The sequence below is a fragment of the Microbacterium sp. C-MGS6 genome (genome assembly GCF_058140415.1).
In genome coordinates, this window is the sequence record NZ_CM176934.1 from 790,047 (window position 1) to 814,589 (window position 24,543).

A 24,543-nucleotide genomic window follows, 5' to 3' on the forward strand; every position below is an offset into this window, starting at 1 on the left:
CGTGGCGGCATCACTTCTGCACCTCGTTCGCCACGGTGAGGTGCACAACCCGTCCCGCGTGCTCTACGGACGGTTGCCCGACTACCACCTCAGCACCGCGGGGGAGGAGATGGCGCAGGCGGCGGCGGAGCATGTGGCCGGGCTCGGCGATCCGGTGACCGCGCTGTTCGCGTCGCCTCTGGAGCGCGCGCAGGAGTCGGCCGCCCCCTTCGCGGAGGTGTTCGACCTCGAACCCGAGACGGACATCCGCCTGATCGAGCCGACGAACGTGTTCGAGGGCACCCGGATGCGGCGGTCGCTGATGAATCCGGTGAACTGGTGGCACCTGCGCCAGCCGTCGCTGCCGAGCTGGGGGGAGCCGTACGCCTCGATCGCGGAGCGCATGCTCGGCGTGATGGACGAGGCATGGACGGCCGCGGCCGAGATCCCGACCGCGGGGGACATCGTGATGGTGTCGCATCAGGCGCCGATCTGGATCACGCACCTCCGCGTGGCCGGCCTCCCGCTGCAGCATGACCCGCGGACCCGCCGCTGCGCCCTGTCGAGTGTGACCTCGTTCGAACGCGTGGGCGACGTCTGGCGCGAGGTCTCCTACGCCGAGCCCGCCGCGACCGGCGGTGCTGTCGACGTCGGGGCCGTCTGACCCCCTGTTCGAATCGCCTGAATGGCCCCATCCGGCCCGGAGATGGGACCGATCGGGCGATTCGAAGTCAGAGGGACTGGAGCACCCCCACCGCGGCGAGCTGTCCCGCGGCGGCGGCGAGCAGGACCGAGGCCATCGGGCCGGGGAGGGTCGCGCGATGGGCGAGGTCGCCCGCCGCGAAGACCCCCGGAAGTGACGTCCTCCCGAACTCGTCGATCTCGATGGACCCCGACTCCAGCATCCGCAGCCCGAGGTCGGCGGCGAAGGGCGCCCGGTGTCGCATCGTGCCGGAGGCCACGAACACGCCCGCGACGTCGAGGTCGCCCTCGGCGCTGCGCACCCGCACCCCGTCCCCGTGCGCGGCGACAGCCTCGACCGGAGCGGAGGCCACCCGTACCCCGAGCTCCTCCAGCGCGGTACGGTCCTCCGCAGCGAACGGCTCTCCCACCGGGACCACCGTGATCTCGCCGACGATCCGGCCGAGCAACCCGATCAGATGGGCTGCCCGGGGCGCCGCCCCGAGGATCGCGATCGGCCTCCCGGCGTGCTCGTGTCCGTCGCAGAACGGGCAGCTGAAGACCCGGACGCCCCACAGCTCGGCGAGACCCGGAACCGGCGGGAGGTCGTCCGCGACGCCGGTCGCCAGGATCACCCGTCGTGCGTCGGTCACCGACCCGTCGGCGAGGCTCACCGAGAACCCCGTCTCCGCGTCGCCGGAGATCCGCTGCGCCGCGACGTCCCGCACCTCGACGTCCGCATAGGCCGCGAGCTCGGCCCGGGCCTGGGCGCGGAGGTCCGCCGGGGCCCTCCCATCGGCACCGATCATGTTGTGCATGTGCTGCACGGTGCCATTGCGGTACTCGCCGGAGTCCAGCAGGAGCACCGGCCGATGCATCCGTCCGAGGGTGAGCGCCGCCTGGAGTCCGGCGGGGCCGGCACCGATCACGATCGCGTCGTACATGGGGGTTCCCTTCTCGCGTCTTGCGTTCGGCACCAGTCTGTGACTTCATGTCAACATGAAGTCAAGCGACCTGCATCCCTGGTCCGTCGGCGAGGTCGCCGCGCGTTTCGACCTGCCGACGAACGTCCTGCGGCACTGGGAGACGGTCGGCCTGCTGCGGCCACCCCGGGACGCGGCGGGCCGGCGTCGCTACGGCGAGGACGAGGTCGTGCGCATCGCCGTCATCCAGCGCAGCAAGGCCGCCGGCATGAGCCTCGACCAGATCGCCGTGCTCCTCGACGACGGCAGCGCGGGCCGGCATCAGGTGCTGCAGCAGCATCTCGACGACCTCGACAGGCGGATGGAGGAGATGCGCCGATCCCGGGAAATGACGGAGCACGCTATGGGGTGCCGGGCGCACGACATCGCGACCTGTCCGCGGTTCCGCGCCGGGGTGGACGACGTGCTCGCGCGCTTCTGACTCCCCCCGGGGGTACCCGGCCGATGCATAGGAAGCTCTGCGTAAACTCGGAGACGTGTCCCGCGCTTCCAGGATTCACCCGATCCGCAACGGCCGCCCCTCCCGTCTTCGGCCCCTCGGCCGCCTGGGCGGAGCCGCGCTCGCTGCGGTGCTCGCCGTCGGTTTGAGCGCCTGCGCCCCCGACGCCGTGAGCGAGTCGTTCCTGAGCGGCGAGAACACCGGGTACGTCGCCGCCGACGGCGCGATCGTCGAGATCCCCGTCGCCGAGCGTGGCGAGCCGGTCGAGTTCGCCGGAGTCACGGAGCACGGCGAGGACTTCGACAGTGCCGACATCGCAGGACAGGTCGCGGTCGTCAACTTCTGGTACGCCGGCTGCGCCCCGTGCCGCGTGGAGGCCCCCGACCTGGAGGCGGTCTGGCAGGAGCACAGCGACGCGGACGTGCAGTTCATCGGCATCAACACGCGGGATCAGGCCGACACCGCGGCCGCGTTCGCCGACGAGTTCGGGATCACGTACCCGAGCCTCATCGACGTCGACACCGCCGAAGCCAAGCTCGCCTTCGCGAAGGTCGTGCCGATCTCGGCGACCCCCACCACGCTCGTGCTCGACAAGCAGGGGCGCGTCGCCGCGAAGATCATCGGTCCGATCGACGGCACCTCCGTCCTCTCCACGCTCGTCAAGGACGCGCTCGCGGAGGACTCCTGATGTCCGCGAGGTCGTCATGAGCCCCGAAGCGATCATCGGCTCCGGCGCCCTCTGGATCGCGATCCCGGTGGCCATGCTCGCCGGACTCGTCTCGTTCCTCTCGCCGTGCGTGCTCCCGCTCGTGCCCGGCTACCTCGGCTTCCTCGGCGGAGCCGTGGCACCGCGGGGATCGTCGACGACCGGCGGCACCACCCAGACGGCCACCCGAAGCCGCCCCGTCCTCGGCGTGCTGCTGTTCATCCTCGGCTTCACCGTGGTCTTCATCCTCTACACGGTGCTCGGCGGCACTGCTGGCGTGTTCCTGCTCCAGTGGGGCGACCTCATCACCCGCATCCTCGGCGTCGTCATCATCGCGATGGGCCTGGTCTTCCTCGGGCTCTTCGGGTTCGCGCAGAAGGAGGTCCGCTTCCACGTCGACTCGAAGGCCGGGATGGTCGGTGCTCCGCTCCTCGGCGTCGCGCTCGGCATCGGCTGGGCGCCCTGCATGGGCCCGACGCTCGCCGCCATCCTCGCGCTCTCCTTCAATGCCGGAGATCCCGTGCGTGCGGGGTTCCTCGGCCTCGCCTACTCGCTGGGACTCGGCATCCCGTTCCTGCTCGTCGCCCTCGGCTTCGGCTGGGCGACCAAGGCCATCGGGTTCCTGCGCCGCCACATCCGGGTCGTGAACATCCTCGGCGGCGTGCTGCTGATCCTCCTCGGTGTCCTGATGGTCACCGGCCTGTGGACCGACATCATGTCGCGGCTGACGGCGGTGATCGGCAGTGTCATCCTCCCGCTCTGACCGCTCCGAGACGACCATGACGAAGAACAAGGGTGCCGTGACCAACGACTCCAGCGATCCGCTCCGCCCGTCCGACCACGTCGACGGCGACGACACGATCACCCAGCCGCGCCTCGGATTCGTCGGCTGGCTGCGGTGGGGGTGGCGGCAGCTCACCTCCATGCGTACGGCGCTCGTCCTGCTGCTCGTGCTGGCGATCGCGGCCATCCCCGGGTCGATCTTCCCGCAGCGGATGGCCGACCCGAACGGCGTGACGCAGTGGGAGCGCGACAACCCCGATCTGTTCCCGGTGCTCGACGGGCTCAAGCTCTTCGACGTGTATCTGTCGCCCTGGTTCTCGGCGATCTACCTGCTGCTGTTCACCTCGCTCGTCGGCTGCGTCATCCCGCGCATCAAGCACCACGCGAAGGCGCTGCAGGCCCGTCCGCCGCGCACGCCCGCGCGACTGCGACGCCTGGAGGATTACCGCGCCGTCACCCGCGACACGGTCGCCGACTCCGGCACCCGCACCGGAGACGCCGCTGCGGAGGCGGCCGCCTCGATCGACGTTGCCACGAAGCAGCTCAAGGCGCTCGGCTACCGCGTGGAGCGCTACGACCGGGGGCGCACGTACTCCGTGTCGGCCGAGCGCGGCTACTGGCGGGAGACGGGCAATCTGCTCTTCCACCTCGCCCTCGTCGGCGTGCTCGTGACGATCGGCGTCGGCGGCGGCTTCGCCTACACCGGGCAGCGCGTGCTCGTCGAGGGGGAGACCTTCGCCAACACGCTGCTCGACTACGACTCGATGAACCGTGGCCGCTTCGTGGCCGACGACTCCTTCGCGCCGTACTCGATGCGGCTCGACTCCTTCGACGTCACGTATCAGCCGTTCGGCGAGCCGGGCTCCGGCCAGGCGGGCAACTTCTCCGCGAACATGACCATCCAGGAGAACGGCGAGGAGCGCGAGGGCGCCGTCAAGGTCAACGAGCCGCTGGGCGTGGCCGACGACGACGTGTTCCTGCTCGGCAACGGGTACGCCCCGACGGTGACGGTGCGCGACCCCGAGGGAAACGTGGTGTTCCACAACAGCACGCCGTTCCTCCCACAGGACAACAACATGACCTCGCTCGGGGTGCTCAAGGTCCCGGACGGCCTGGCCGAGCAGGTGGGCCTCGTCGGCTTCTTCTACCCGACCACGGGCGTGCTCGACACGGGCGCCTTCTTCTCGGCGTACCCCGACCTCACGAACCCGACGCTCACGCTCGACGTGTACACGGGTGACCTCGGGATCAACGACGGTGTGCCGCGCTCGGTCTACGTGCTCGACACCTCCGACATGACCAAGCTCACCGGACGCAGCACCGACGTCGAGTCGATCGAGCTGTCCCCGGGTGAGACCGCGCAGCTGCCGAACGGCCTCGGCTCGGTGACCTTCGACGACGAGTCGCCGGAGGGCGCCACCGACACCTCGGAGTCCGTCAAGCGCTTCGCCTCCCTGCAGATCCACCGCGACGAGTCCGGGGTGTTCGTGCTCGGCTTCGCGCTGCTCGCCCTCGGCGGCCTCATGCTCGCCCTGTTCGTGCCGCGTCGGCGCGTGTGGGTGAAGGCCACCGCGACGGACGGCGCGGTCGACCTCGAGTACGCGGCCCTGGCTCGAGGGGAAGACCCCACGCTGGCCCGCGCCGTGGACGACCTCCGTGCCGGGCACGCCCGGCTGCTCGACGCCGCGGGCGGCACGGCCGCCCGTACCCCTGAAGACGCCGACGAGGATGCCGCGGACGCCGCCGCGGACCCTGCGGCCCCGGCACCCGGAAAGTAGACTGACACCATGCTCGAGCTCACCGTGATCTCGCCCGTCCTGCTGTGGACGGCGATCGCGATCTACGCGGCGGCCTTCGTGGCCTACGCCTTCGATCTCGCGCGCCGCTCGCAGGCGACGGCCGACGCCCACACCGTCCGCGAGGGCGAGCTCGTGGCCGCCGGTCGTTCCGGTGGCGTCTCGGCTTCCGCACCCGTCGATGCGCCCGGAGCTCCGAAGCCGCAGCGCTTCGTCATGGCGCGAATCGGCACCTCGCTCACCGTGCTCGGCTTCGTGTTCCACCTCGCCGCCGCTGTGACGCGCGGCATCGCGGCCGGTCGGGTGCCGTGGGCGAACCTGTACGAGTTCGGCATGGTCGGAACGCTGCTCATCATCGCCGTCTACCTGGCGGTGCTCACCCGCCTCGACCTGCGCTTCCTCGGCACCTTCATCACGGGCCTCGTCGTGGTGCTGCTCGGGCTGGGCGCGACGAACTTCTACGTCGAGGTCTCGCCGCTGATGGACCCGCTGAAGAGCGTGTGGCTGATCATCCACGTGTTCGTCGCCTCGCTCGCGACAGCGTTCTTCGCCCTCGCCTTCGCGCTCTCGGTGATCCAGCTCATGCAGGCCCGGCGCGAGCGGCTGCTCGGTGAGGGGGCGGCCAAGACCGGCCCCGGCTTCCTGCGCACGTTCCCGCCGGCGGAGCGCCTGGAGAGCCTGGCGTACCTGTTCACGATCATCGGCTTCATCCTCTGGACCTTCACCCTCATCGCCGGGTCCATCTGGGCGTACTACGCGTGGAGCCGCTTCTGGGGCTTCGACGTGAAGGAGACCTGGACCTTCGTGATCTGGGTGCTCTACGCCGGGTACATCCACGCCAGGGCGACCCGCGGCTGGCGCGGCAACCCTTCGGCCTGGCTGTCGATCGTCGGCTTCACCGCCGTGATCTTCAACTTCACCATCGTCAACGTCTTCTTCAAGGGCCTGCACGCCTACTCCGGCCTGAGCTGAACCGGCCGAGCACAGCTTCGGAGATCGCGAGGGGCACGCCGACGGGCGGACCTCGGTCGCGGTGTGTCGTCCGGCATCTCCGAAGTCGTGCCCGCCGGGACGGAGCTCAGCCGCGGAGGGGGATGACCTCGGCGTGCTCGACGCCGCCCTCGTACCAGACGAACTCGGCCTCGGTGACGACCTCCGTCGGCGCGGGGGTGAGCGGACGGACCTCGGTGGCGGCGAGCTGCTGCCATGTCTCGGGATCCAGCGTCTTGCCGTAGAGCACCGAGAGGTGGAAGGTCCAGTCCTCGACGGAGAGCTCGTCGAGGCGACGGAAGTCCGTCGGCCGGAGCACCTCCGTCAGCGAGGCGTATGCGTGCACGAGCGCGGGGGTGCGGGCGAGGCGCAGGATCACGATCTGCCACGGCGCGGGGAAGACGTCCACGGCGTCGGCGGTGAGTTCGAGAGGACTCTGTTCCGCGGCCCAGGCGCGGATCAGGGCCCGCAGCTCCTCCCGGCGCTCCGGCTCGAAGAAGCCGCGAAGCGTCACGTGCTCCGTGTGCGGATGCCGCAGGGGCGTCCCCAGGCGATCGAGCGCGCCCTCCTGGATGGCCCGATATTCAGAAGCGACGGCCTCCGTCGGCCGGAGCACGAGATACTGCTGTCCTTCGAGGCTCGCGAGCTGGTCCGGAGTGTCCATGAACGGTCGGCGCATGGCACGAGGGTACGGGGTGTCGTCGTCGCGTCCGTGCACTGTTTCGGAGAACGGACGCGACACGCCGTCGGCAGGGGGTGTCCGGCGGCGTGTCGTCCGTGATCTCCGAAGTTGTGCCCGGGGGTCAGGCGGTGACGACGGCGCGGGCGGTGGTCGTGCGACGGACCGCGACGACCACCGTCGTGGCGACCATCGAGAGCACGCCCCAGACTACGAGGGCGGCGACGGCGGCCCCGCTCGCCTCCACGAGACCCGCGAAGGCCGGTGCGGTCGGGAGGGCGGCCCCGATGCTCGCGAGCCAGTCGGGCACGGTCGAGATCAGTCCCGTCGCCACGGCGATGACGCCGATCAGTGCGGCGATCCAGCGTCCGACGCCGCCGAACACCGCCACGAGGGCCTGGTTCACGGCGGCGAACACCACCCCGGCGAGGACGGCGGTGCCCGCGAACGCCCACCATGCCGCAACGTCATAGTCCGCCACGGTCTGCACGATGAGGGAGACGAGCAGACCCTGCGCGGCGCCGATCGCCGCGGCCGGCCAGAACGCGCGGAGGGTGAGGGAGGCGGACGAGCGTCGCGACGTGAGCGTGCGTGCCGTGTGGGCGCGGAGGACGAGGAACGACGCGAGACCGCCGAACCACAGCACCACCGCGGTGAGCAGCGGGATCGCGGTGGGACCGAAGAGCGAGCCCATCGAGGAGTCGGTCGCCACGGGATCGGCGATCACCGAGGCCAGCGACGTCGACTCCTCGTCGCTGAAGGACGGGAGGGAGTCCGCCGCGGTGCGCAGTCCGCCCGCGAGGTCGCCGGTGCCGGTCGCGAGGGTGTCGAGGCCGGTGGCGAGCTCCGTGCTGCCGTCGGCGAGCTGGGTCGCGCCGTCGGCGAGCTGCGTCGCGCCGGACGACAGGGCTCGCGCTCCCGCCGCGGACTGATCCACGCCCTCGCTCGCGAGGCGATTGAGCCCGCCGGCGAGCTCTGTCGCCCCGGCGCCCGCCTCGCCGAGCTGAGTGCCCAGGGTGGAGAAGGTTCCGGGAAGCGCGGCCACACCCGCGGCAACCTCTTCGTTGTTGAGGATGCCGGAGGCGGTTCCGGCCGACGTGGCCGCTGCCGCCGCCTTCGAGGCGAGGCCGGAGAGCTGTCCGCACTCCGGCGATTCCGGATCGGCGGCGCACGCCGTGGCCGCCATCGTCCCGAGACCCTGTGCGACCGTGGCCGAGTCCGTCGCGGCCGACTTCGCCGACGCGCCCGCCGACTGGATGCTACCGGTGAGCTTCTGGACGCCGGCGACCCGGCCCTGCAGCTCGGTCGCCGCGGAGGTGAGTCCCGCACCGATGGTGCCGGCGCCGGTCGCGGCCTGCCGGGTCTGCCCCGCGATCGTGTCGAGGCCGGACGCGAGGGTGGAGGCCCCCGTGCCCAGCTCTCCGGCACCGGCGGCGAGCTGCGTCGCGCCCTCCGGGAGGGCGGCGGCGCCGGTGGCCGCGTCGCGGGCGCCCTTCGCCAGCTCCAGGGCCCCGTCCGCCGCATCGCCGATCTGGTCGCCGATGGTGGTGAAGCCGACGAGGATGTTCTCGGTCGTCGCCTCGGACAGCATGGTGCCGAGCGTCGAGGCCGCCACGTCGGCGATCTGTCCGGTGATGAGGTCGTCGGCCACGAGGCCGTCGTCGGGCGTCGTCACCTGGATCGTCGCCTGCTCCGCGTCCCCGCCGCCGTCGGCGACCGCCTGGCCCGCGGAGGTCGCCGCGGCCGAGAAGTCCTCGGGGATCGTGATGACGGCCTGGTACGAGCCGTCGGCGAGTCCGTCGGCGGCGTCCTCCTCGTTGGAGATGACCCACGTGAGATTCGAGTCGAGGTCGTCCGACCCCTCGACGAGCCCGGAGGCGAGCTGGCGTCCCAGGGGAGTGGTCTGGCCGTCGATCTCGACGGGTTCGTCGAGGTTCACGATGGCCGCGGTCATGGAGTCGAGGCGTTCGGTCGGGTTGTAGAGCGCCGCCATGAGGATGCCGCCGACCGCTGCCGGCAGCAGCAGGACGCCGAGGATCGTCAGCCAGGTGATGGGTTTGCGCGAGCGGGCACGCTCGAGGGGGAGGGTCATGCGGGCACCTCGGTCGTTTCTGCGGCGCTCGGGCGGGGCGCGCGCGTGTCGAGAACGTCGGCGGACGGCCATCCGGCCTCCGCGAGAAGGGAACGGGCCGCGTCGGGATCGGCGGCGGTGGCGAAGACGGCGAGACTCCGGCGGGACTTCGCGTCGCGCAGCATCGCGGCCACCTGGTCGCGCTCGCCGCCGCGAAGCCGGTCCGCGCCGTCGATCACGACGAGCTCGGAACGACCGCGGAGGGCTTCGCGGAGGTCGGCGAGGACGGATCCGTCGTCGGCGAGCACGCAACCCACGTGCGAGCGGACCCACGCCGCACGACCGGGGAGCAGGTGCCCGGCGACGCGGAGGCGTCCGTCGGCTGGGGCGATCCGCGCGCCGACGGTGAGCGCGAGGGCGCGCAGTGTTCCGGCATCAGCGCCGCTGACGATCAGGGCCGCGCCGGGCGCGACCCGCAGGGACAGGCCCTGCGCCGCGGGGAGTCCCGCGCCGAGCTCCAGGTCGTCCGCGGCGACGAGCGACCCGTCTCCCGGCCAGGCTTCGAGGTGCCGTTCGCGCTCCACCGCCTCGCCCTCGATGTCCACCCGAGGGAGGATCCGCTCCAGCCACGACGGGATCTCCCAGGCGCGCTCGCCGAGGATCGCCATCAGCGCCGGGATCAGCGTCATCCGCACGAGGAAGGCGTCGAAGGCGATGCCGGCGGCGAGTCCGAGGGCGATGGGTTTGAGGGAGGAGTCGCCCTCGGGTACGAAGGCCACGAACACCGCGAACATGATGAGCCCGGCTGCCGTGACGACCTTCGCCGACCCGGTGAACCCGCTCCGTACGGCGCGCAGGGCCGCCGCACGCCGGGTGGCGCGGTCCACCGACCCCGCACCCTGGCGCAGGTCGGGATCGTGCACGAAGTCCTCGCGCATCCGCGACACCAGGAACACCTGGTAGTCCATAGCCAGGCCGAAGAGCACGCCCATGAGGATGATCGGCATGAAGCTGATGATCGGTCCGACCTTCGCCACATGCAGGAGGTCGGCGAACCAGCCCCACTCGAAGACCGCCCCGACGACACCGAAGGCGGCGACGATCGACAGCAGGTAGCCGGCCGCGGCGGTGATCGGCACCCAGAGGGAACGGAACACGATGGTGAGGAGGATCAGCGAGAGTCCGATCACGAAGATCCCGAACGGCAGCAGAGCCGCGCCGAGCTGATCCGAGATGTCGATGCCGACAGCGGTGAAGCCGGTGACCTTGAGGTCGATGCCGAACTCGTCCAGCCACTCGTCGTGGTGGCTGCGGAGCTCGCGCACGAGGTCGGCCGTCGCGGGGTCGTCGGGAGCCGTCTCCGGGATGATCTGCACGATGCCGGTGTCGGCGGTCTCGTTCGGCGTGGCGAGGGCCACCTCCTTCACGCCGGGAACCTCGGCCACCGCGTCTCCGAGGTCTTCCATGAGACCGAGCGGATCGGTGGAGGTGACGATGGTCCCGGTGAGGATGAGGGGGCCGTTGAAGCCGGGACCGAACTGCTCGCCGACGAGGTCGTAGTTCTGTCGCGCCTCGGAGTCCTTCGGCAGGACGCCGGCGTTCGGCAGGGCGAGGTCGAGGCTGAGGGCGGGGACGGCGACGATGCCGAGTCCGAGGACGACCGCGAGGGAGACGAGGACGGGGTGCTTCGTCACGCCCTCCACCCACCGACGGCTGCCGCGGGGCTTCGTGGCGGCGTCCTTCGCGGCCGCCTTCTTCGGGGCCTTCGTGCGCTTCGGCCGTCCGGCCACGCGCCCCTTGAGGAAGCCGAGCAGGGCGGGGGTCAGCGTCACGGCGATCGCGACGGCGACCGCGACGGCCACGGACGCGGCGACGCCCATGGTGGTGAGGAAAGGGATCCCCGCGAAGCCGAGCCCGATCAGCGCGATGAGCACGGTGACGCCCGCGAAGACGACCGCCGAGCCGGCCGTGCCGACCGCTCGCGCGGCCGATTCCTCGGGCTCCACACCCTCTCGGACCTGGTCCTGGTGGCGAGCGACGATGAAGAGCGCGTAGTCGATGCCGACCGCGAGTCCGAGCATCAGGGCGAGCAGCGGCGTGGTGGAGGAGACGGTCGCGAAGGCGGTCGCCGTGAAGATCCCGGCCATGGAGATGCCGACGCCGAGGATGGCGGTGAGCAGGGGGAGTCCGGCGACGACGAACGACCGGAACGTGACGATGAGCACGAGGAGCGCGATGAGCAGGCCCACGGCCTCGGTGAGCGTGACGCCGGGGATCGAGATCGCGAAGAGGTCGCCGCCGAGCGAGGCCTGCGCACCGTCGGGGAGCTCTGCCGCGAGCTCGTCGACGGTGGAGCGCAGGGCGTCCTTCGTCTCCTCGGAGACGTCGGTGGACTCGCCGTCGAACTGCAGGCGCACGATCGCCGCCGTGTCGTCGTCGTTGATCATGCCGTTGACCATCTCGTCGTACGGCGAGGTGGCGGCGAGGACCTCGTCGAGGTCGCCGAGCTCCGACACGGCGTCCTCGATCGGCTCGCGGTACTCGTCATCGGTGATCTCGTCGCCGTCCGCGGCCACGACGATGAACTGGGCGTTCGTGCCGCTCACCTGGGGGAAGGAGCGGGAGAGCTGCTCGAGGCCGGCCTGGGACTCGGTTCCGGGGATGGAGAACGTGTTGTCGGTGCCGGCGCCGAGGACCACGGCTCCGGCTCCGGCGATGCCGAGGGCGAGGAGCCAGGAGACGAGGACGCGCCACGGGTGGCGGAAGGACCAGCGTCCGAGGGACGAGAGCAGTGTGGACACGCGAATCTCCGTGGGGTGCCGGGTGGATACACAGGTGTATCCGATACATAGATGTATCGTAAGGTCATCCGCCATCCGGAGTCTGTGCACCGGGTGTGAATCGTCGAGAGGGAAGGCCAGGAGGTTCCGATGTCGTCACCCGCCACCCGCAGCCGGGAGAACACGAAGGCGCGTCTGCTGGAGGCCGCCGCGCAGGTGTTCGCCGAGGTCGGTCTGGACGGCGCCTCGGTCGAGGCGGTCTGCGAGCGCGCCGGCTTCACGCGCGGGGCGTTCTACTCGAACTTCGACTCGAAGGACGAGCTGTTCCTGACGCTCGCTGCCGGTGTCGCCGACGCGAGGGTGGCGGCCGTGCGGACTCGCGTGGAGCAGATGCGGGCGGACGGCGAGCTCGCCGACGACTGCGACCCGACAGATCTCGTCCAGCAGATCATGGAGCTCGGCAGCGACGACCGCCTGGGCGTGATGCTGATGAGCGAGATCCGGATCCGCGCCCTGCGCGACCCGCAGTTCGGCGAGGCCTACCTCGCCCAGGAGCGCGAGATGGTGGCGAGCATCGCACGCATCGTGGAGGACATCGTGGAGGCGGCGGGCACGCTGCGTCTCCGGCTGCCCGCGACCGATGCGGCGCGCATGCTGATGATCCTCTGGGAGGGCATGACCGTCCGCGGCGCCATGGCCGGCCGCGACGACGCGGCGCTGCGGCACTCCGGCGGCGAGGAGCTCGGGCGGCTCGTGGAGCTCCTCGTCGAGTCCTAGGCGCTGCGGGCTGCGAGCAGTTCGTGGTGGCAGCGGGCGAGGCGGGCCAGCCACCATTCCCGGCGTTCGTCCGCGGCGGCGAGGCGCGTGAGGGCTGACGGGTCGGGAGACAGGCGTCCGACCGGGATCGCCCCGTCGGCGGGGCGGAGGTCGGCGACGTCGTCCTGGAACAGCGAGGCCGTGCCCAGGCCGCAGTCGTAGTCGAGGGTCGGGAGGGCGGCGGCCAGGGCGGCTCCCTGCGTCAGGCCGATAGCGGTGTCCAGCGCGCTGGAGACGACCGCGGGCAGGCCGGCCGCGGTGACGATCTGCAGCGCGTGGGTGAGCCCGCCCAGCGGCTGCGCTTTGATGACGACGATGTCCGCGGCCCCCGCGCGCGCCACGGCGAGGGGGTCTCCGGACTTCCGGATGCTCTCGTCCGCCGCGACCGGGATCCCCATGTAGGCGATCCGCCGGCGCAGCTCGACGAGCTCGGGCACCGAGGCGCACGGCTGCTCGACGTACTCCAGGTCGAACGCGGCGAGCGCGTGGACGGCGTGCTCGGCCTCGTCGACGTTCCACAGGCCGTTGGCGTCGATCCGGATGCGGCCCTCCGGCCCGAGAGTCTCCCGGACGGCGCGGACCCGGTCGACGTCGTCCGCCAGCACCTGCCCGGGCTCGGCGACCTTGACCTTCGCGGTCCGGCATCCGGAGAAGCGCGCCAGGACCTCGGGCACGCGAGCGGCGTCGACGGCCGGCACCGTGGCGTTGACGCCCACCCGATCCCGCAGCGGCGCGGGTTGCGGGGCGTAGGCGTAGTCGATCGCGGCGGCCAGCCAGGTCGCCGCCTCGGCGTCGTCGTATTCGACGAAGGGGGAGAACTCGGCCCAGCCCTCCGGCCCTTCGAGCAACAGGGCCTCCCGTGTGTCGACGCCGCGGAAGCGGGTCTGCATCGGCAGGGCGACGACGCGGGCGGAATCGAGGAGCTCCGTGACGGCGGGGATCATGACCCCATTGTGCGCCACGACCCTCGGGAACATGTGGCACGGAGATGTGTCGTTGACAATGGTGCGTGACACACACTAATGTGATCGACATGAACGAGACGCTCGACACGCACCTGCAGGAACTGCGTCGGGGCACGGTGGTCCTGGCATGCCTGCAGCTGCTGCGCACGCCGGAGTACGGATACGCGCTGCTCGAGCAGCTCGAGAGCCGGGGCTTCGCCACCGATGCGAACACGCTCTATCCGCTGCTCCGTCGTCTGGAGAAGCAGGAATACCTGACGAGCGAGTGGAACACCGACGAGGCCCGTCCTCGCAAGTTCTACCGCACCTCGGAGGCCGGCATCCGGCTGGCCGACACCCTCACCGACGAATGGCGCGCGCTCACCGGCGCGATCGCCTCCCTCACCCCCGAGGAGAACTGACATGACCACGAGCACGCTCACCGAGCGTTACATCAGCGCCACGATCCGCAGCCTCGCACCGGAGGCGCAGGACGAGGTCCGCGCCGAGCTCGAAGCCGCCATCGCCGACGCCGTCGACGCGAGGCGGGAACAGGGCGAGAGCCCGGAGGAAGCGGAACGGGCCGTCCTCACCGACCTCGGCGACCCGGGCATCCTCGCCGCCGGATACGCCGACCGGCCGCTGCACCTCATCGGCCCTCGGTACTACCTCACCTGGTGGCGGCTGCTGAAGCTGCTCCTGTTCATCGTGCCGCCGTTCGCGGCCGTCGGGGTCGCGATCGGACAGCTGATCAACGGTGCCGACCCCGGAGAGGTCATCGGCGCGGTCGTCTCCGTCATGCTGTCGGTGATCGTGCACCTGTGCTTCTGGGTCACGCTCGTCTTCGTCGTGCTGGAGCGCACCGGTGCGGACACCGGGGTGCGATGGGACGTCGATCAGCTCCCCGAGCCCACGGAGCACGGGGCCGCTCGCGCCGACGTGATCGCCTCGCTCGTGTTCCTCCTCGCCGGCATCGGTGCGATCGTGTGGGACGCCACGCTCGGGTTCTTCCCGACCGGCGGCGACCCGATCCCGATCCTGGCGCCCGCGCTCTGGCCGGTGGGCATCGGCGTCCTCCTCGCGCTCATGATCGCCGAGGCCGGACTGGCCGTCGCCGTGTACGCGCGCCGCCGGTGGACCGTCGCCGCCGCCGTCGTGAACACCGTCCTCGCGGTCGCCTTCGCGGTGTGGGCGCTCACCCTGCTCCTTCGGGGCGAACTGCTGAACCCGGCCTTCCTGGAGTTCGTGTTCACGGGCAACGGGGTGGATGCCGACACGATGCGCGTCCTCACGGTGATCACGGGTGTCTGCCTCGTGGCCTTCCCGGCCTGGGACATCGTCGACGGGTGGATGAAGACGGCGCGTGCCCGGGGAATAGGCTGAAGACCGTGACCGATGCCTTCGTCTCCGACCTGTTCGATCCCGCCGAGTGGGAACTCGCGCCCGGCGCCGAGCACTACACCGACATCACCGCGCACGTGAGCCGCGACGGCGGGGTCGCCCGCATCGCCTTCGACCGGCCCGAGGTGCGCAACGCCTTCCGCCCGCACACGGTCGACGAGCTCTACCGCGCCCTGGACATCGCGCGGCAGGACGCGCGCATCGGGGCGGTGCTGCTGACCGGCAACGGACCGAGCCCGAAGGACGGCGGCTGGGCGTTCTGCTCCGGCGGCGATCAGCGCATCCGCGGCCGCGACGGGTACAAGTATGCTTCGACAGGCTCAGCAACCCAAGGGGGAGACTCAGCAACCGAGGGGGAAGGGGCCGCCCCGGCTGTCGGGCGGCTGCACGTCCTCGAGGTGCAGCGGCTCATCCGGTTCATGCCCAAGGTCGTCATCGCCGTGGTCCCCGGGTGGGCGGCCGGCGGCGGCCACTCGCTGCACGTGGTGTGCGACCTGACCATCGCATCGGCCGAGCACGCGCGCTTCAAGCAGACGGACGCCGACGTCGGCAGCTTCGACGCCGGGTACGGCTCCGCCTACATGGCCCGGCAGACGGGGCAGAAGTTCGCGCGGGAGGTGTTCTTCCTCGCCGAGGAGTACTCGGCGCAGCGGGCCTACGAGGCGGGCGCCGTGAACCGCGTGGTGCCGCACGCCGAGCTCGAGCGTGAGGCGCTGAAGATGGCGCGCACCGTGCTGACGAAGTCGCCGACGGCGATCCGGATGCTCAAGTTCGCCTTCAACGCGGTCGACGACGGCCTCGTCGGCCAGCAGGTGTTCGCGGGAGAGGCCACCCGTCTCGCCTACGGCACCGACGAGGCGGTGGAGGGCCGGGACTCCTTCCTCGAGAAGCGCGCCCCGGACTGGTCGTCCTTCCCCTGGCACTACTGAGTCCGCACGAGAGACGGAGCCGACCGTGACCGCGCTGATCCCGACCGACGCCGAGGACACCACGCTGCTGCGGGAGGCGCTGCTCCGGGCGCTCGACGAGGGACCGGCTCTCGGGTTCGGCATGCTCGCCGACGCTCCGGCGGAGGTGGACGACGGCATCGCCGCAGTGATCGCGACCTCCGGATCCAGCGGCGTCCCGAAGCGGGTGGCGCTGAGCGGCGAGGCCCTGCGGGCGAGCGCGGAGGCCACCGCCGCCCGGATCGGCAGCGGGCGCTGGCTGCTCGCGCTGCCGGCCGGTTACGTCGCGGGGCTGCAGGTGATGGTGCGGTCGATCCTCGCGGGCACGGAGCCGACGCGGATCGAGGGACGGTTCACGCCGCACGCGTTCGCCGAGGCCACGCGGGGCATGCTGCACGCCACGACCGCCGGTGTCGTCCCCGCGCTCTACACCTCCCTCGTCCCGGCGCAGATCGCGACGTTGCTGGACGCGACAGGGGAGCCGGGGGTGCTCGCGGCACTGCGGGCCTATGAGGCGATCCTCGTCGGCGGGCAGGCACTCCCGGATCCGCTGCGGGAGCGGGCGGCCGACCTCGGGGTCCGTCTCGTGCGGACCTACGGCTCGACGGAGACCAGTGGCGGCTGCGTGTACGACGGCGTCCCGCTCGACACCGTGCACGTCCGCGCCGTCGACGGGGAGCTGCGGATCGCCGGCCCCCTGCTCGCGGAGGGGTATCTCGGGGACCCGGCGCTGACCGCGCGCACGTTCGCCAGGGACGAGCACGGCATCCGCTGGTACCGGACGGGAGACCTCGGTCTCGTCGAGAACGGTGTGGTCCGCGTGCACGGCCGCGCCGACAACGTGATCGTGTCCGGCGGCATCAACATCTCGCTGGACCGGGTGGAGCGGATCGTGCGCTCGGTGCCCGGGCTGCATCAGGCCGTGGTCGTGGGCGTCGACGACGAGCGCTGGGGGGAGGCCTCGGTCATCGTCGCGGCGCGCGGGGAGGCCCTGCGGCGCAGCGAGTCCGAGCAGCTCGCCCAGGCCAGGGAGGCGGTGGCCCGCGAGATCGGCGCCCACGCGCGTCCGTCCCGTCTGATCCTCGTGGACGAGCTCGACGTCCTCTCCTCAGGCAAGCCCGACCGCGAGGCGATCCGCCGCATGGTCGCCTCCCTCTAGCCCGTCGACGGGGGTGCCAGACTGAGCGGATGGCCTCGTACACGCATGGACACCACGAATCCGTCCTCCGCTCGCACAGTGTGCGGGACATCGCGAACTCGGCGGCGTATCTGCGACCGCACCTCACGGCCGAGACCCGGCTCCTCGACGTGGGGGCGGGGCCGGGATCCATCACGGTGGACTTCGCGGGAGTGGTCGCGCACGTCACCGCGACCGAGATCGATGACGCCGCACTGTCCCTCTCGCGTGACCTCGCCGCGGCGCAGGGAGTCGCGAACATCGCCTTCTCCATCGAGGACGTGCACGCGCTGAGCTTCGCCGACGACTCCTTCGACGTCGTGCACGCGCACCAGGTGCTGCAGCACGTCGCCGATCCGGTGCAGGCGCTGCGGGAGATGCGTCGGGTCGCGAAGCCCGGGGGACTGGTCGCCGCTCGCGACGCCGACTACGCGGGCTTCCTGTGGTTCCCTGTCCTGCCGGAGCTCGACCGCTGGCTCGCGCTGTACCGCGCCGCCGCCCGGGCGAACGGCGGAGAGCCGGACGCCGGGCGCCGCCTGCTGTCCTGGGCGCGGGCGGCGGGCTTCGAGGACGTCTCGGCGACCGCGTCGACCTGGTGCTACGCGACCTCGTCCGAGCGCGCCTGGTGGGGCGGGATGTGGGCCGACCGCATCCTGGAGTCGGCGCTCGCGCGGCAGCTCGTGGACCAGGGCATGGCCACGCGCGTCGATCTGCAGGAGATCAGCGACGCCTGGAAGCGCTGGGCCGACGACGGCGACGGCTGGTTCCTCGTGCCGCACGGGGAGGTCCTCGCCCGCGCCTGACGGATACATCCCGCGACGGATGCCAGTCCACGAGCGCTCGCGTAGCGTGGGGGAGTGATCCGTCCGCTGTCCCGTACCGGCCTCGTCCTCGACATCGTCGGGGCGGTGCTGCTGTTCGCGCTCCTGACGCCGCTCGGGGTCGTGTTCTACGCCCCGCAGCCGGAGCTGGCCGGCTCGTCCGCGGTGAACGTCATCGGGCTGATCTCGTCGTCGGTGTTCCTGTTCGGCGGGGTGGCGATCGGACGCCTCGCTCCCGGTCTCGCGCTCGCCGCCGCCTGGGCCGGAGCCATCGTGCAGATGCTCGCCGGCTTCGGACCGCTGCCGACCGACTTCGCGATCCTCCTCGTGCTGTACGCGACGTCCGCGTGGGGGTCGCGCCGCGTGCTCTGGTGGGGGTTCGGCTCCGTCATCGTGGGCGGCATCGTCGCTTCGCTGTACCTGGTCTTCGTCGGGGGCGTCGCGTTCGGCTCCGGCAGCGGGTGGGAGCTCGTGACCGGCGGCACTCTGCTCGTGGCAGCCTCGATCATGGCGCTCGGGTTCGCGTGGGTGTGCGGCCTCCTCTGGCGGGTCGTGCTGCGCAACCGGCGCACGCGCTCGGCGCAGCTGCAGGCCGAGGCCCTGGCCGCCGAGGAGCAGGAGCGGGTGCGCATCGCGCGGGACATGCATGATGTGGTCGCCCACTCGCTCGCGGTCGTCATCGCTCAGGCTGACGGCGCGCGCTACGCCGCGGCGGTGAAGCCCGAGATCGCGACGGAGGCCCTCGGCACGATCGCGCAGACCGCCCGCGGAGCCCTGAGCGACGTGCGGATGCTCCTCACCCAGCTCCGCCATCGGCAGGGGGACGGTCCGCAGCCGACCCTCGCCGACCTCGAGACGCTGTTCGCCCAGGTGCGCCAGGCCGGCATCGAGCCGCGGGTCACGGTCGACCCGATGCCTCCGGGGGAGCCACCGGGGGCGATCCAACTCGCCGTCTACCGGATCCTCCAGGAGGCGTTGACGAACGCGATCCGCCACGGCGACGGCGCGGTGGACGTGCATCTCGCGTGGCTCCCCGATCGCGTGGACATCGAGGTGCGCAACGCCGTCTCGCCGGAGTCGACGCCGGGCGCGCCCGGGGGACACGGTCTGATCGGCATGCGCGAGCGGGCGCAGCTCGTGGGCGGTAGTCTGCAAGCCGAGCGCCGTGGTGCGCAGTTCGTCGTCCAGAGCAGCCTTCCGATCGGAGCCCCGCAGTGATCAGAGTCGTGCTCGTCGACGACCAGGCGCTGTTCCGTGCAGGTATCCGCATGCTCGTGGCCTCCCAGCCGGACCTCGAGGTCGTGGGGGAGGCGGGGAACGGGCAGGAGGCGCTCGCCGTGGTCGCCGCGACCCGGCCCGACGTGGTCCTCATGGACATCCGGATGCCGGTGATGGACGGGCTGACCGCGACCGCCGAGATCCTGTCCCGTCCGGAGCCCCCGCGCATCGTCATGCTCACCACGTTCGACCTCGACGAGGCGGCGGCGCGGGCGATCCGGCAGGGGGCGAGCGGCTTCCTCCTCAAAGACGCCGATCCGGAATTCCTGCTCGCGGCGATCCGGACGGTGCACGCGGGGTCGAGCGTCATCGCGGCGTCGGCGACCCGCGAGCTGTTCGAGCACTTCGCGGAGGCTCCGAAGCCGGTACCCCCGCAGTATGCCGAGTTGACGGAGCGGGAGCGGGAGATCTTCGCGCTCGCCGCCCGGGGCCTCTCGAACGCCGAGATCGCCGCGCGGGAGTTCCTCAGCGAGGCCACGGTGAAGACGCACATCAGCCGCATCCTCACGAAGCTCGCGCTCCGCGACCGTGTGCAGCTCGTCGTGTTCGCGTTCGAGCACGGCCTCGCCTGACGCCGACCCACCCCCTTCTGTTCGACCCGGCCCTTTGCGGCGGGCCGTAGAGGGGTGGGTCGAACGCAAGGGGGTGGGTCGAGGGGAGGGGGATCATCCTCCCGATGTATCGGGATGCTCCCGGAGGGCGACGCGGGGGACCGGGCGCGGAAATAGCGTCGGAAGCATGGAGATCACGACCACCGACCTCGGGCTCGCCGCCCGCGTCCAGCACCTGAAGAAGACCTACGGTTCGGGCGAGGGCACCGTCCGCGCGCTCGACGATGTGAGCGTCGGCATCCGCCGCGGACAGTTCACCGCCATCATGGGCCCGTCCGGATCCGGCAAGTCCACCCTCATGCACATCATGGCCGGCCTCGACAGCCCGACGGAGGGGCGGGCGTGGATCGGCGACACCGAGATCACCGGCCTCGGCGACCTCGACCTGACGATCCTGCGCCGCCGCCGCGTCGGGTTCATCTTCCAGGCGTTCAACCTCGTCCCCACGCTCGACGCCCTCGGCAACATCCTGCTGCCGTTCGAGCTCGACGGCCGTCGGCCCAGCGCCATCGAGCGGGCAAGGATCGACGGTCTCATCGAGACGCTCGGCCTCGGCAAGCGCCTCGGGCACCGGCCGCACCAGCTCTCGGGCGGACAGCAGCAGCGCGTCGCGATCGCCCGCGCCCTCGCCACCGCCCCCGACCTGGTGTTCGCGGACGAGCCCACGGGCAACCTCGACTCCCAGACCGGACGGGAGGTGCTGCGCCTGCTCGCCTCCGCCAGCCGGGAGCACGGCCAGTCCATCGCGATGGTCACGCACGACGCGATCGCGGCCAGCCATGCCGATCGGGTGCTCTACCTCGGCGATGGGCGCATCGTCGCAGACCACCCGCGGCAGACCGCGGAGCAGATCTCCGCCTACATGCTCGCCGCGGAGGTGTCGGCATGACCGCGCTCACCACGGTCGTCCCGGAGACGCGGACGACCGGACCCCGGCTGGCCTGGCTCCGCGACCGCGGCATGGGCGCGAGCGTCCTCGTCGCCGCGCTGTCGTCGGCGTTCGGGGTGTTCCTCGTCGAGATCACGGCCTACATCGGCGCCGTCCTCCAGGCCGATCCGTTCATCGGCGACAGCGGCACGCTCGCGGTCGTCGTCGCGATCCTGTCGGTGCTGCTCACGGCGGTGGCGATGTACGTGGCGGCGATCGTCACGGCGAACACGTTCTCGACGATCATCGCGGGACGCACGCGGCAGATCGCGCTGATGCGTCTCATCGGGGCGACGGCGCGATCGCAGCGGGCGCAGGTCGGCCGGCAGGGCCTCGTCGTCGGGCTCCTCGGAGCAGGGCTGGGGCTGCTCGCCGGCCTCCTCCTCTCCGCGGCCGCGGTGCAGCTCGGCGGACAGCTCGTCGCCACCGCGCCGTCGTCCTTCTCGCTCGCGCAGCCCGCTCTCGCCCTTCCGGCGGTCGGCGTCGCGCTCACCACGTGGGCCGCCGCATGGGTGGGCTCCCGCCGCGTCCTCGCGGTGACCCCCCTGCAGGCTCTGGGCGGCGCGGTGGAGCGCACGCGCGACGAGGTCTCCGGGCGGAAGGGCCGCCATGTCGGGGCCTGGGTGCTGTTGATCTCCGGCGCTGCTCTGCTCGCGGGCGGGGTCGTCCTCGGCCTCGTCACGCCGCTCGGGGTCGTGGTCGCGTTCTTCGGCGGCATCCTCTCCTTCACCGGGCTGGCCCTGGGGTCCGTGCTGTTCATGCCGCCGGTGCTCCGGCTCGTGGGGCGGATGTTCGGGTCGAGCGCGACCGCCCGTCTCGCGGCCGAGAACGCCCTGCGGTACCCGGAGCGGTCGTCGCGGATGGCCATCGGCGTCGTCATGGGCGTGACCCTGGTGACGATGTTCGCGGTGGCGCTGGAGTCGTCGAAGCGCCTCATGACGAGCCAGACCACGGAGGAGATCCCGGCCGAGTTCTTCGCGCCCTACGACGCCTTCGCGGCGATCATGATGGTGCTCGTCGCGGTCTCCGCGGTGATCGCGGCGGTCGGCCTCGTCAACCTCCTCACCATCGGCGTCGTGCAGCGTCGTCGCGAGCTGGGGCTGCTGCGCTCGATCGGCCTGTCCAACCGGCAGGTGCGCCGCATGGTGCTGCTGGAGGCGACGCACATCACGGTGGCAGCCACCCTCACCGGGCTCGTGCTCGGGGTGCTCTACGGGTGGATCGCGGCCCAGTCGCTGCTGGGCTCCGTGCCGGTCCTGCCGGAGTTCACGCCCGCAGGGCTGATCGCTCCGCAGGTGCCGTGGCTCCCCGTGGTGATCATCGTCGCCGCGACGGCGCTCCTCACCCTCGTGGCCGCCGCGACGCCCACCCGGTTGGCGACCAGGGTGGCTCCGGTCGAGGCGCTCGCCGCCGACTGACGGCTCTAGGCTGGACGGATGCCGTCGCCGTTCGATCAGTCCCCGTACCAGGTCCGACTCGACTGGGGGGTGTCAGGGCTCGCCCGCCTCGCCCCGGCCGACGTGGTCGTGGTGATCGACGTCCTCCGGTTCTCCTCGACGGTCGTCGACGCGGTGGCCGCGGGAACGGACGTCGACCTCTCGACAGCCCTCGGATGGTCGCGGAACGGGGCGGCGGTGGCCGATGCCGCCGCCTCGACCGGGGCCACCGTCCTGCTGGGGGCGATCCGCAACGCCGGTGCCGTGGCCAGGGCCGTGCAGGTCGAGCAGGAGCGCCGGCAGGGCCGCACCTCGGTGGCACTCATCCCGGCGGGGGAGCTCGACGCCGCGGGGGAGCTGCGCGTCGCGGTGGAGGACCAGCTCGGGGCCGGCGCGATCGCCGCGGCTCTGACCGACCTCGGCATCGACCACACGGCGCCGGACGCGGCCGTGGCAGCGGAGGGCTTCCGTGCCCTGCGGCGCGCGGTGAAGCACCTGATCGGGGCGACGGGTTCCGGACGCGAGCTGCAGGCCGGCGTCCCGGCCACCGATCGGATCCGGGCCGCCGGACTGGAGCCGACCAGCACCGCCGACGCGGCCGTCCTCGATGCCGCGGACACCGTCCCCGTCCTGCGCGACGGGCGGTTCACGCGCTACGAGTGAGCGCGCCTTCCGCGTAGGGTCGAGGAATGAGGTTCCTCCCCGCTCTCCTCGTCGACGCCGTCCTCGTCCTCGTCTTCGCCGCCATCGGCCGGGCCTCCCACCAGGAGGACCCGGCAGGGTTCCTTCTCACGGCCTGGCCCTTCCTCGTCGCCCTGCTGCTCGGGCACGCTGTCGCGGCGCTGCTCCCCGGGCGCCCGCGTCGGCCGTGGTCGCTGCCGTGGGGCGCGGTGGTCTGGGCGGTGACGGTCGTCGGCGGCATGCTGCTGCGGCTGCTCAGCGGAGACACCGCGGAGCTGCCCTTCGTCATCGTGGCGACGCTCGTGCTCGGCGTGTTCCTGCTCGGCTGGCGTGGGCTCACCGCGCTCGTCCGTCGCCGACGCGTGACCGCGGCGGCTGCGACGGGGGAGGACTCCGCCGTGCCCGCTCCGGAGGCCGCACCGGTCGCCGAAGAGGTGGCGCCGGAGGATGAGGCGCACACGCCCGATGAGGAGAACCGATCCGCCTCCGATGAGCAGGCCCGTCCCGGCGGCCCGTCGGCCTGACACGGCTCCGCTCGCGCCGCTCCGGCAGGACTCAGCGCGGCGCCTGCGCCGCGAGCCGGGCGTCGGTGGTGATCTCACGACGCGTCCAGGCGAACAGATGTTGCGCGTCGAATGTGCGGGAGCACCGGGCGCAGGACGTGGCTCGCGTCGGGCGCCGGTGGCGGTACGTGACGTGTCCGGCCGGGCATCGCCCCACCCAGGGGGCGAGCTCGACCGCGGTCTCCCCGTGATGCGTCGTACCGCCGACGTAGCCCAGGTCGCGCGCCACGCGCTTCCACGCCGGACCGTGCGCCGCCTTGTGCCCGGCGAGCGCGTGCGCGACCTCGTGCAGCAGCACCTGATGGATGTCGTCGTCCTCGAAGCGGGCGGCGAGATACCGCGACACGGTGATGCGCTTGCGCGTGTAGTCGCACTGCCCGGCGCGACGCTTGGCATGGTCGAAGTCGAACGACCAGCTGTCGTCGAGATGCAACCGGATCAGTGCCTCGCCCCAGACGCGCACGCGGTCAAGTTCCGCCATGCGCTCAGGCTAAGGCATGCCGCGGACACTCAGGCGCATCGGCGTCAGCCCGCGACGAGCTGCGCCGGACGACGACGCTCCACGGCCTCGATGGCCAGCAGCACCGTCTCGAGCTCGCGGTCCTCGGCGCCGGACTCGCGCCGCAGGAACAGCGACTGCTTGAAGCTCTCCCGCGCGGTCTCGTAGTCTCCCGCGTCGTAGGCGTTCTTGCCGTGGTGCTGGTAGGCGAACGCGGCGATCGACAGCCAACGCTGGCCCTCGGCCTCCGTGGCGCAGGTGGCCAGCTCCTGCTCGGCGGCGGCGTGGGCCCCGCGGTACTGCAGGATCGTGGCGTGGAGCACGCGGGCGCGGAGCACGTCCTTGCGCGTGCCGGCCATGCGGGCCTGCCGCACGGCCTCGTCGGCGAGGACGAGGGCGTCGTCGAGGCGACCGAGCACCTTCAGCAGCCACACGCGCTCGAGCAGGGCGGGAAGGCTCCGCTGCTCCTCGATCTCGTCCAGGCGGGCGGCGCACTCATCGAGGTCGACGCGTTCGCGGAGGCTCTCCTGGTCGTATCCCCGGATCAAACTCAT

General features: G+C 71.7%; 25 protein-coding genes. 18 read left to right on the top strand and 7 right to left on the bottom strand.

Annotated elements, in window-relative coordinates:
• Position 1 precedes the first annotated feature (1 nt).
• Entirely contained in the window at positions 2-643 is a 642-nt protein-coding gene (locus AC3B5L_RS03860; protein ID WP_259952947.1) for a histidine phosphatase family protein, read from the top strand.
• Positions 644-710: 67 nt separating this feature from the next.
• Here AC3B5L_RS03860 and AC3B5L_RS03865 read toward each other — a convergent pair whose 3' ends face one another.
• Positions 711-1,604: an NAD(P)/FAD-dependent oxidoreductase gene (locus tag AC3B5L_RS03865; protein WP_259952948.1), complete on the bottom strand. Its 894-nt coding sequence runs from the start codon at positions 1,602-1,604 to the stop codon at positions 711-713.
• A 55-nt stretch (positions 1,605-1,659) separates the two neighbouring features.
• On the opposite strand from AC3B5L_RS03865, the gene AC3B5L_RS03870 reads away from it, so the two are divergent.
• The 5 genes from AC3B5L_RS03870 to ccsB are packed head-to-tail and all read left to right on the top strand — an operon-like array spanning position 1,660 to position 6,339.
• Complete coding sequence (locus AC3B5L_RS03870; RefSeq protein WP_187663329.1) at positions 1,660-2,064, top strand: MerR family transcriptional regulator; 405 nt, start codon at positions 1,660-1,662, stop codon at positions 2,062-2,064.
• A 55-nt stretch (positions 2,065-2,119) separates the two neighbouring features.
• Positions 2,120-2,770: a TlpA family protein disulfide reductase gene (locus AC3B5L_RS03875; protein ID WP_187663330.1), complete on the top strand. Its 651-nt coding sequence runs from the start codon at positions 2,120-2,122 to the stop codon at positions 2,768-2,770.
• A 16-nt stretch (positions 2,771-2,786) separates the two neighbouring features.
• Positions 2,787-3,551, top strand: a complete 765-nt coding sequence (locus AC3B5L_RS03880) for a cytochrome c biogenesis CcdA family protein (RefSeq protein ID WP_259952951.1) — start codon at positions 2,787-2,789, stop codon at positions 3,549-3,551.
• Between the two features lie 16 nt (positions 3,552-3,567).
• Complete coding sequence (gene resB, locus AC3B5L_RS03885; RefSeq protein ID WP_259952952.1) at positions 3,568-5,349, top strand: cytochrome c biogenesis protein ResB; 1,782 nt, start codon at positions 3,568-3,570, stop codon at positions 5,347-5,349.
• Positions 5,350-5,358: 9 nt separating this feature from the next.
• Complete coding sequence (gene ccsB, locus AC3B5L_RS03890; protein ID WP_025104442.1) at positions 5,359-6,339, top strand: c-type cytochrome biogenesis protein CcsB; 981 nt, start codon at positions 5,359-5,361, stop codon at positions 6,337-6,339.
• A gap of 106 nt (positions 6,340-6,445) precedes the next feature.
• Here the strand turns inward: ccsB and AC3B5L_RS03895 are convergent, their stop codons facing one another.
• The 3 genes from AC3B5L_RS03895 to AC3B5L_RS03905 all read right to left on the bottom strand — a co-directional run bounded on the left by AC3B5L_RS03895 (position 6,446) and on the right by AC3B5L_RS03905 (position 11,908).
• Positions 6,446-7,036 carry a 2'-5' RNA ligase family protein gene (locus tag AC3B5L_RS03895; RefSeq protein ID WP_259952953.1) on the bottom strand — a complete coding sequence of 197 codons (591 nt, stop codon included), beginning with the start codon at positions 7,034-7,036 and terminating at the stop codon, positions 6,446-6,448.
• A gap of 124 nt (positions 7,037-7,160) precedes the next feature.
• Entirely contained in the window at positions 7,161-9,128 is a 1,968-nt protein-coding gene (locus AC3B5L_RS03900; RefSeq protein ID WP_259952954.1) for a YhgE/Pip family protein, read from the bottom strand.
• The gene (locus AC3B5L_RS03905; protein ID WP_259952955.1) at positions 9,125-11,908 is read right to left on the bottom strand and encodes an MMPL family transporter; all 2,784 of its coding nucleotides are present in this window, start codon (positions 11,906-11,908) and stop codon (positions 9,125-9,127) included. Before AC3B5L_RS03905 ends, AC3B5L_RS03900 begins: the two co-directional genes overlap by 4 nt.
• Before the next feature lie 129 nt (positions 11,909-12,037).
• Here AC3B5L_RS03905 and AC3B5L_RS03910 point away from each other — a divergent pair, with 129 nt between their 5' ends.
• Complete coding sequence (locus tag AC3B5L_RS03910) at positions 12,038-12,664, top strand: TetR/AcrR family transcriptional regulator (protein WP_259952956.1); 627 nt, start codon at positions 12,038-12,040, stop codon at positions 12,662-12,664.
• Here AC3B5L_RS03910 and AC3B5L_RS03915 read toward each other — a convergent pair.
• Positions 12,661-13,647, bottom strand: coding sequence for an o-succinylbenzoate synthase (locus AC3B5L_RS03915; protein ID WP_259952957.1), 987 nt, complete (start codon positions 13,645-13,647; stop codon positions 12,661-12,663). The genes AC3B5L_RS03910 and AC3B5L_RS03915 overlap by 4 nt on opposite strands.
• Positions 13,648-13,736: 89 nt before the next feature.
• Here AC3B5L_RS03915 and AC3B5L_RS03920 point away from each other — a divergent pair, with 89 nt between their 5' ends.
• The 11 genes from AC3B5L_RS03920 (at position 13,737) to AC3B5L_RS03970 (ending at position 23,451) form a co-directional block, all read left to right on the top strand.
• Positions 13,737-14,069 (top strand): PadR family transcriptional regulator, encoded by a 333-nt coding sequence (locus AC3B5L_RS03920; protein WP_187663339.1) that lies wholly within the window; start codon positions 13,737-13,739, stop codon positions 14,067-14,069.
• 1 nt (position 14,070) lies between these two features.
• Entirely contained in the window at positions 14,071-15,030 is a 960-nt protein-coding gene (locus AC3B5L_RS03925; RefSeq protein ID WP_259952959.1) for a permease prefix domain 1-containing protein, read from the top strand.
• A 5-nt stretch (positions 15,031-15,035) separates the two neighbouring features.
• Positions 15,036-15,977, top strand: coding sequence for a 1,4-dihydroxy-2-naphthoyl-CoA synthase (locus tag AC3B5L_RS03930; protein WP_259952961.1), 942 nt, complete (start codon positions 15,036-15,038; stop codon positions 15,975-15,977).
• A 25-nt stretch (positions 15,978-16,002) separates the two neighbouring features.
• Positions 16,003-17,154, top strand: coding sequence for an AMP-binding protein (locus tag AC3B5L_RS03935; RefSeq protein ID WP_259952965.1), 1,152 nt, complete (start codon positions 16,003-16,005; stop codon positions 17,152-17,154).
• A 29-nt stretch (positions 17,155-17,183) separates the two neighbouring features.
• Positions 17,184-17,975 (top strand): class I SAM-dependent methyltransferase, encoded by a 792-nt coding sequence (locus AC3B5L_RS03940; protein WP_259952966.1) that lies wholly within the window; start codon positions 17,184-17,186, stop codon positions 17,973-17,975.
• 54 nt (positions 17,976-18,029) lie between these two features.
• A complete protein-coding gene (locus tag AC3B5L_RS03945; RefSeq protein ID WP_259952968.1) occupies positions 18,030-19,211 on the top strand; it encodes a sensor histidine kinase in 1,182 nt (393 codons plus the stop codon).
• On the top strand, positions 19,208-19,843 hold the full coding sequence (locus AC3B5L_RS03950; RefSeq protein ID WP_060922342.1) for a response regulator: 636 nt from the start codon (positions 19,208-19,210) through the stop codon (positions 19,841-19,843). The genes AC3B5L_RS03945 and AC3B5L_RS03950 overlap by 4 nt, the downstream gene beginning before the upstream one ends.
• 166 nt (positions 19,844-20,009) lie before the next feature.
• On the top strand, positions 20,010-20,771 hold the full coding sequence (locus AC3B5L_RS03955) for an ABC transporter ATP-binding protein (RefSeq protein WP_136051761.1): 762 nt from the start codon (positions 20,010-20,012) through the stop codon (positions 20,769-20,771).
• Positions 20,768-22,228, top strand: a complete 1,461-nt coding sequence (locus AC3B5L_RS03960; RefSeq protein WP_259952970.1) for an ABC transporter permease — start codon at positions 20,768-20,770, stop codon at positions 22,226-22,228. The genes AC3B5L_RS03955 and AC3B5L_RS03960 overlap by 4 nt, the downstream gene beginning before the upstream one ends.
• Before the next feature lie 18 nt (positions 22,229-22,246).
• On the top strand, positions 22,247-22,909 hold the full coding sequence (locus tag AC3B5L_RS03965) for a 2-phosphosulfolactate phosphatase (RefSeq protein WP_259952971.1): 663 nt from the start codon (positions 22,247-22,249) through the stop codon (positions 22,907-22,909).
• 26 nt (positions 22,910-22,935) lie between these two features.
• On the top strand, positions 22,936-23,451 hold the full coding sequence (locus AC3B5L_RS03970) for a DUF3054 domain-containing protein (protein ID WP_311198659.1): 516 nt from the start codon (positions 22,936-22,938) through the stop codon (positions 23,449-23,451).
• Positions 23,452-23,482: 31 nt separating this feature from the next.
• On the opposite strand, the gene AC3B5L_RS03975 is transcribed toward AC3B5L_RS03970, so the two are convergent.
• Positions 23,483-23,971, bottom strand: coding sequence for a SprT-like domain-containing protein (locus AC3B5L_RS03975; protein ID WP_187663348.1), 489 nt, complete (start codon positions 23,969-23,971; stop codon positions 23,483-23,485).
• Between the two features lie 44 nt (positions 23,972-24,015).
• A complete protein-coding gene (locus AC3B5L_RS03980) occupies positions 24,016-24,543 on the bottom strand; it encodes a hypothetical protein (protein ID WP_187663349.1) in 528 nt (175 codons plus the stop codon).

Coding starts and splice junctions, on each gene's coding strand:
- AC3B5L_RS03865 (WP_259952948.1), bottom strand. CDS start 1,604: ATGTACGACGCGATCGTGATCGGTGCCGGCCCCGCCGGACTCCAGGCG.
- AC3B5L_RS03870 (WP_187663329.1), top strand. CDS start 1,660: ATGAAGTCAAGCGACCTGCATCCCTGGTCCGTCGGCGAGGTCGCCGCG.
- AC3B5L_RS03880 (WP_259952951.1), top strand. CDS start 2,787: ATGAGCCCCGAAGCGATCATCGGCTCCGGCGCCCTCTGGATCGCGATC.
- resB (WP_259952952.1), top strand. CDS start 3,568: ATGACGAAGAACAAGGGTGCCGTGACCAACGACTCCAGCGATCCGCTC.
- ccsB (WP_025104442.1), top strand. CDS start 5,359: ATGCTCGAGCTCACCGTGATCTCGCCCGTCCTGCTGTGGACGGCGATC.
- AC3B5L_RS03895 (WP_259952953.1), bottom strand. CDS start 7,036: ATGCGCCGACCGTTCATGGACACTCCGGACCAGCTCGCGAGCCTCGAA.
- AC3B5L_RS03900 (WP_259952954.1), bottom strand. CDS start 9,128: ATGACCCTCCCCCTCGAGCGTGCCCGCTCGCGCAAACCCATCACCTGG.
- AC3B5L_RS03910 (WP_259952956.1), top strand. CDS start 12,038: ATGTCGTCACCCGCCACCCGCAGCCGGGAGAACACGAAGGCGCGTCTG.
- AC3B5L_RS03915 (WP_259952957.1), bottom strand. CDS start 13,647: ATGATCCCCGCCGTCACGGAGCTCCTCGATTCCGCCCGCGTCGTCGCC.
- AC3B5L_RS03920 (WP_187663339.1), top strand. CDS start 13,737: ATGAACGAGACGCTCGACACGCACCTGCAGGAACTGCGTCGGGGCACG.
- AC3B5L_RS03925 (WP_259952959.1), top strand. CDS start 14,071: ATGACCACGAGCACGCTCACCGAGCGTTACATCAGCGCCACGATCCGC.
- AC3B5L_RS03940 (WP_259952966.1), top strand. CDS start 17,184: ATGGCCTCGTACACGCATGGACACCACGAATCCGTCCTCCGCTCGCAC.
- AC3B5L_RS03955 (WP_136051761.1), top strand. CDS start 20,010: ATGGAGATCACGACCACCGACCTCGGGCTCGCCGCCCGCGTCCAGCAC.
- AC3B5L_RS03960 (WP_259952970.1), top strand. CDS start 20,768: ATGACCGCGCTCACCACGGTCGTCCCGGAGACGCGGACGACCGGACCC.
- AC3B5L_RS03965 (WP_259952971.1), top strand. CDS start 22,247: ATGCCGTCGCCGTTCGATCAGTCCCCGTACCAGGTCCGACTCGACTGG.
- AC3B5L_RS03970 (WP_311198659.1), top strand. CDS start 22,936: ATGAGGTTCCTCCCCGCTCTCCTCGTCGACGCCGTCCTCGTCCTCGTC.
- AC3B5L_RS03975 (WP_187663348.1), bottom strand. CDS start 23,971: ATGGCGGAACTTGACCGCGTGCGCGTCTGGGGCGAGGCACTGATCCGG.
- AC3B5L_RS03980 (WP_187663349.1), bottom strand. CDS start 24,543: ATGAGTTTGATCCGGGGATACGACCAGGAGAGCCTCCGCGAACGCGTC.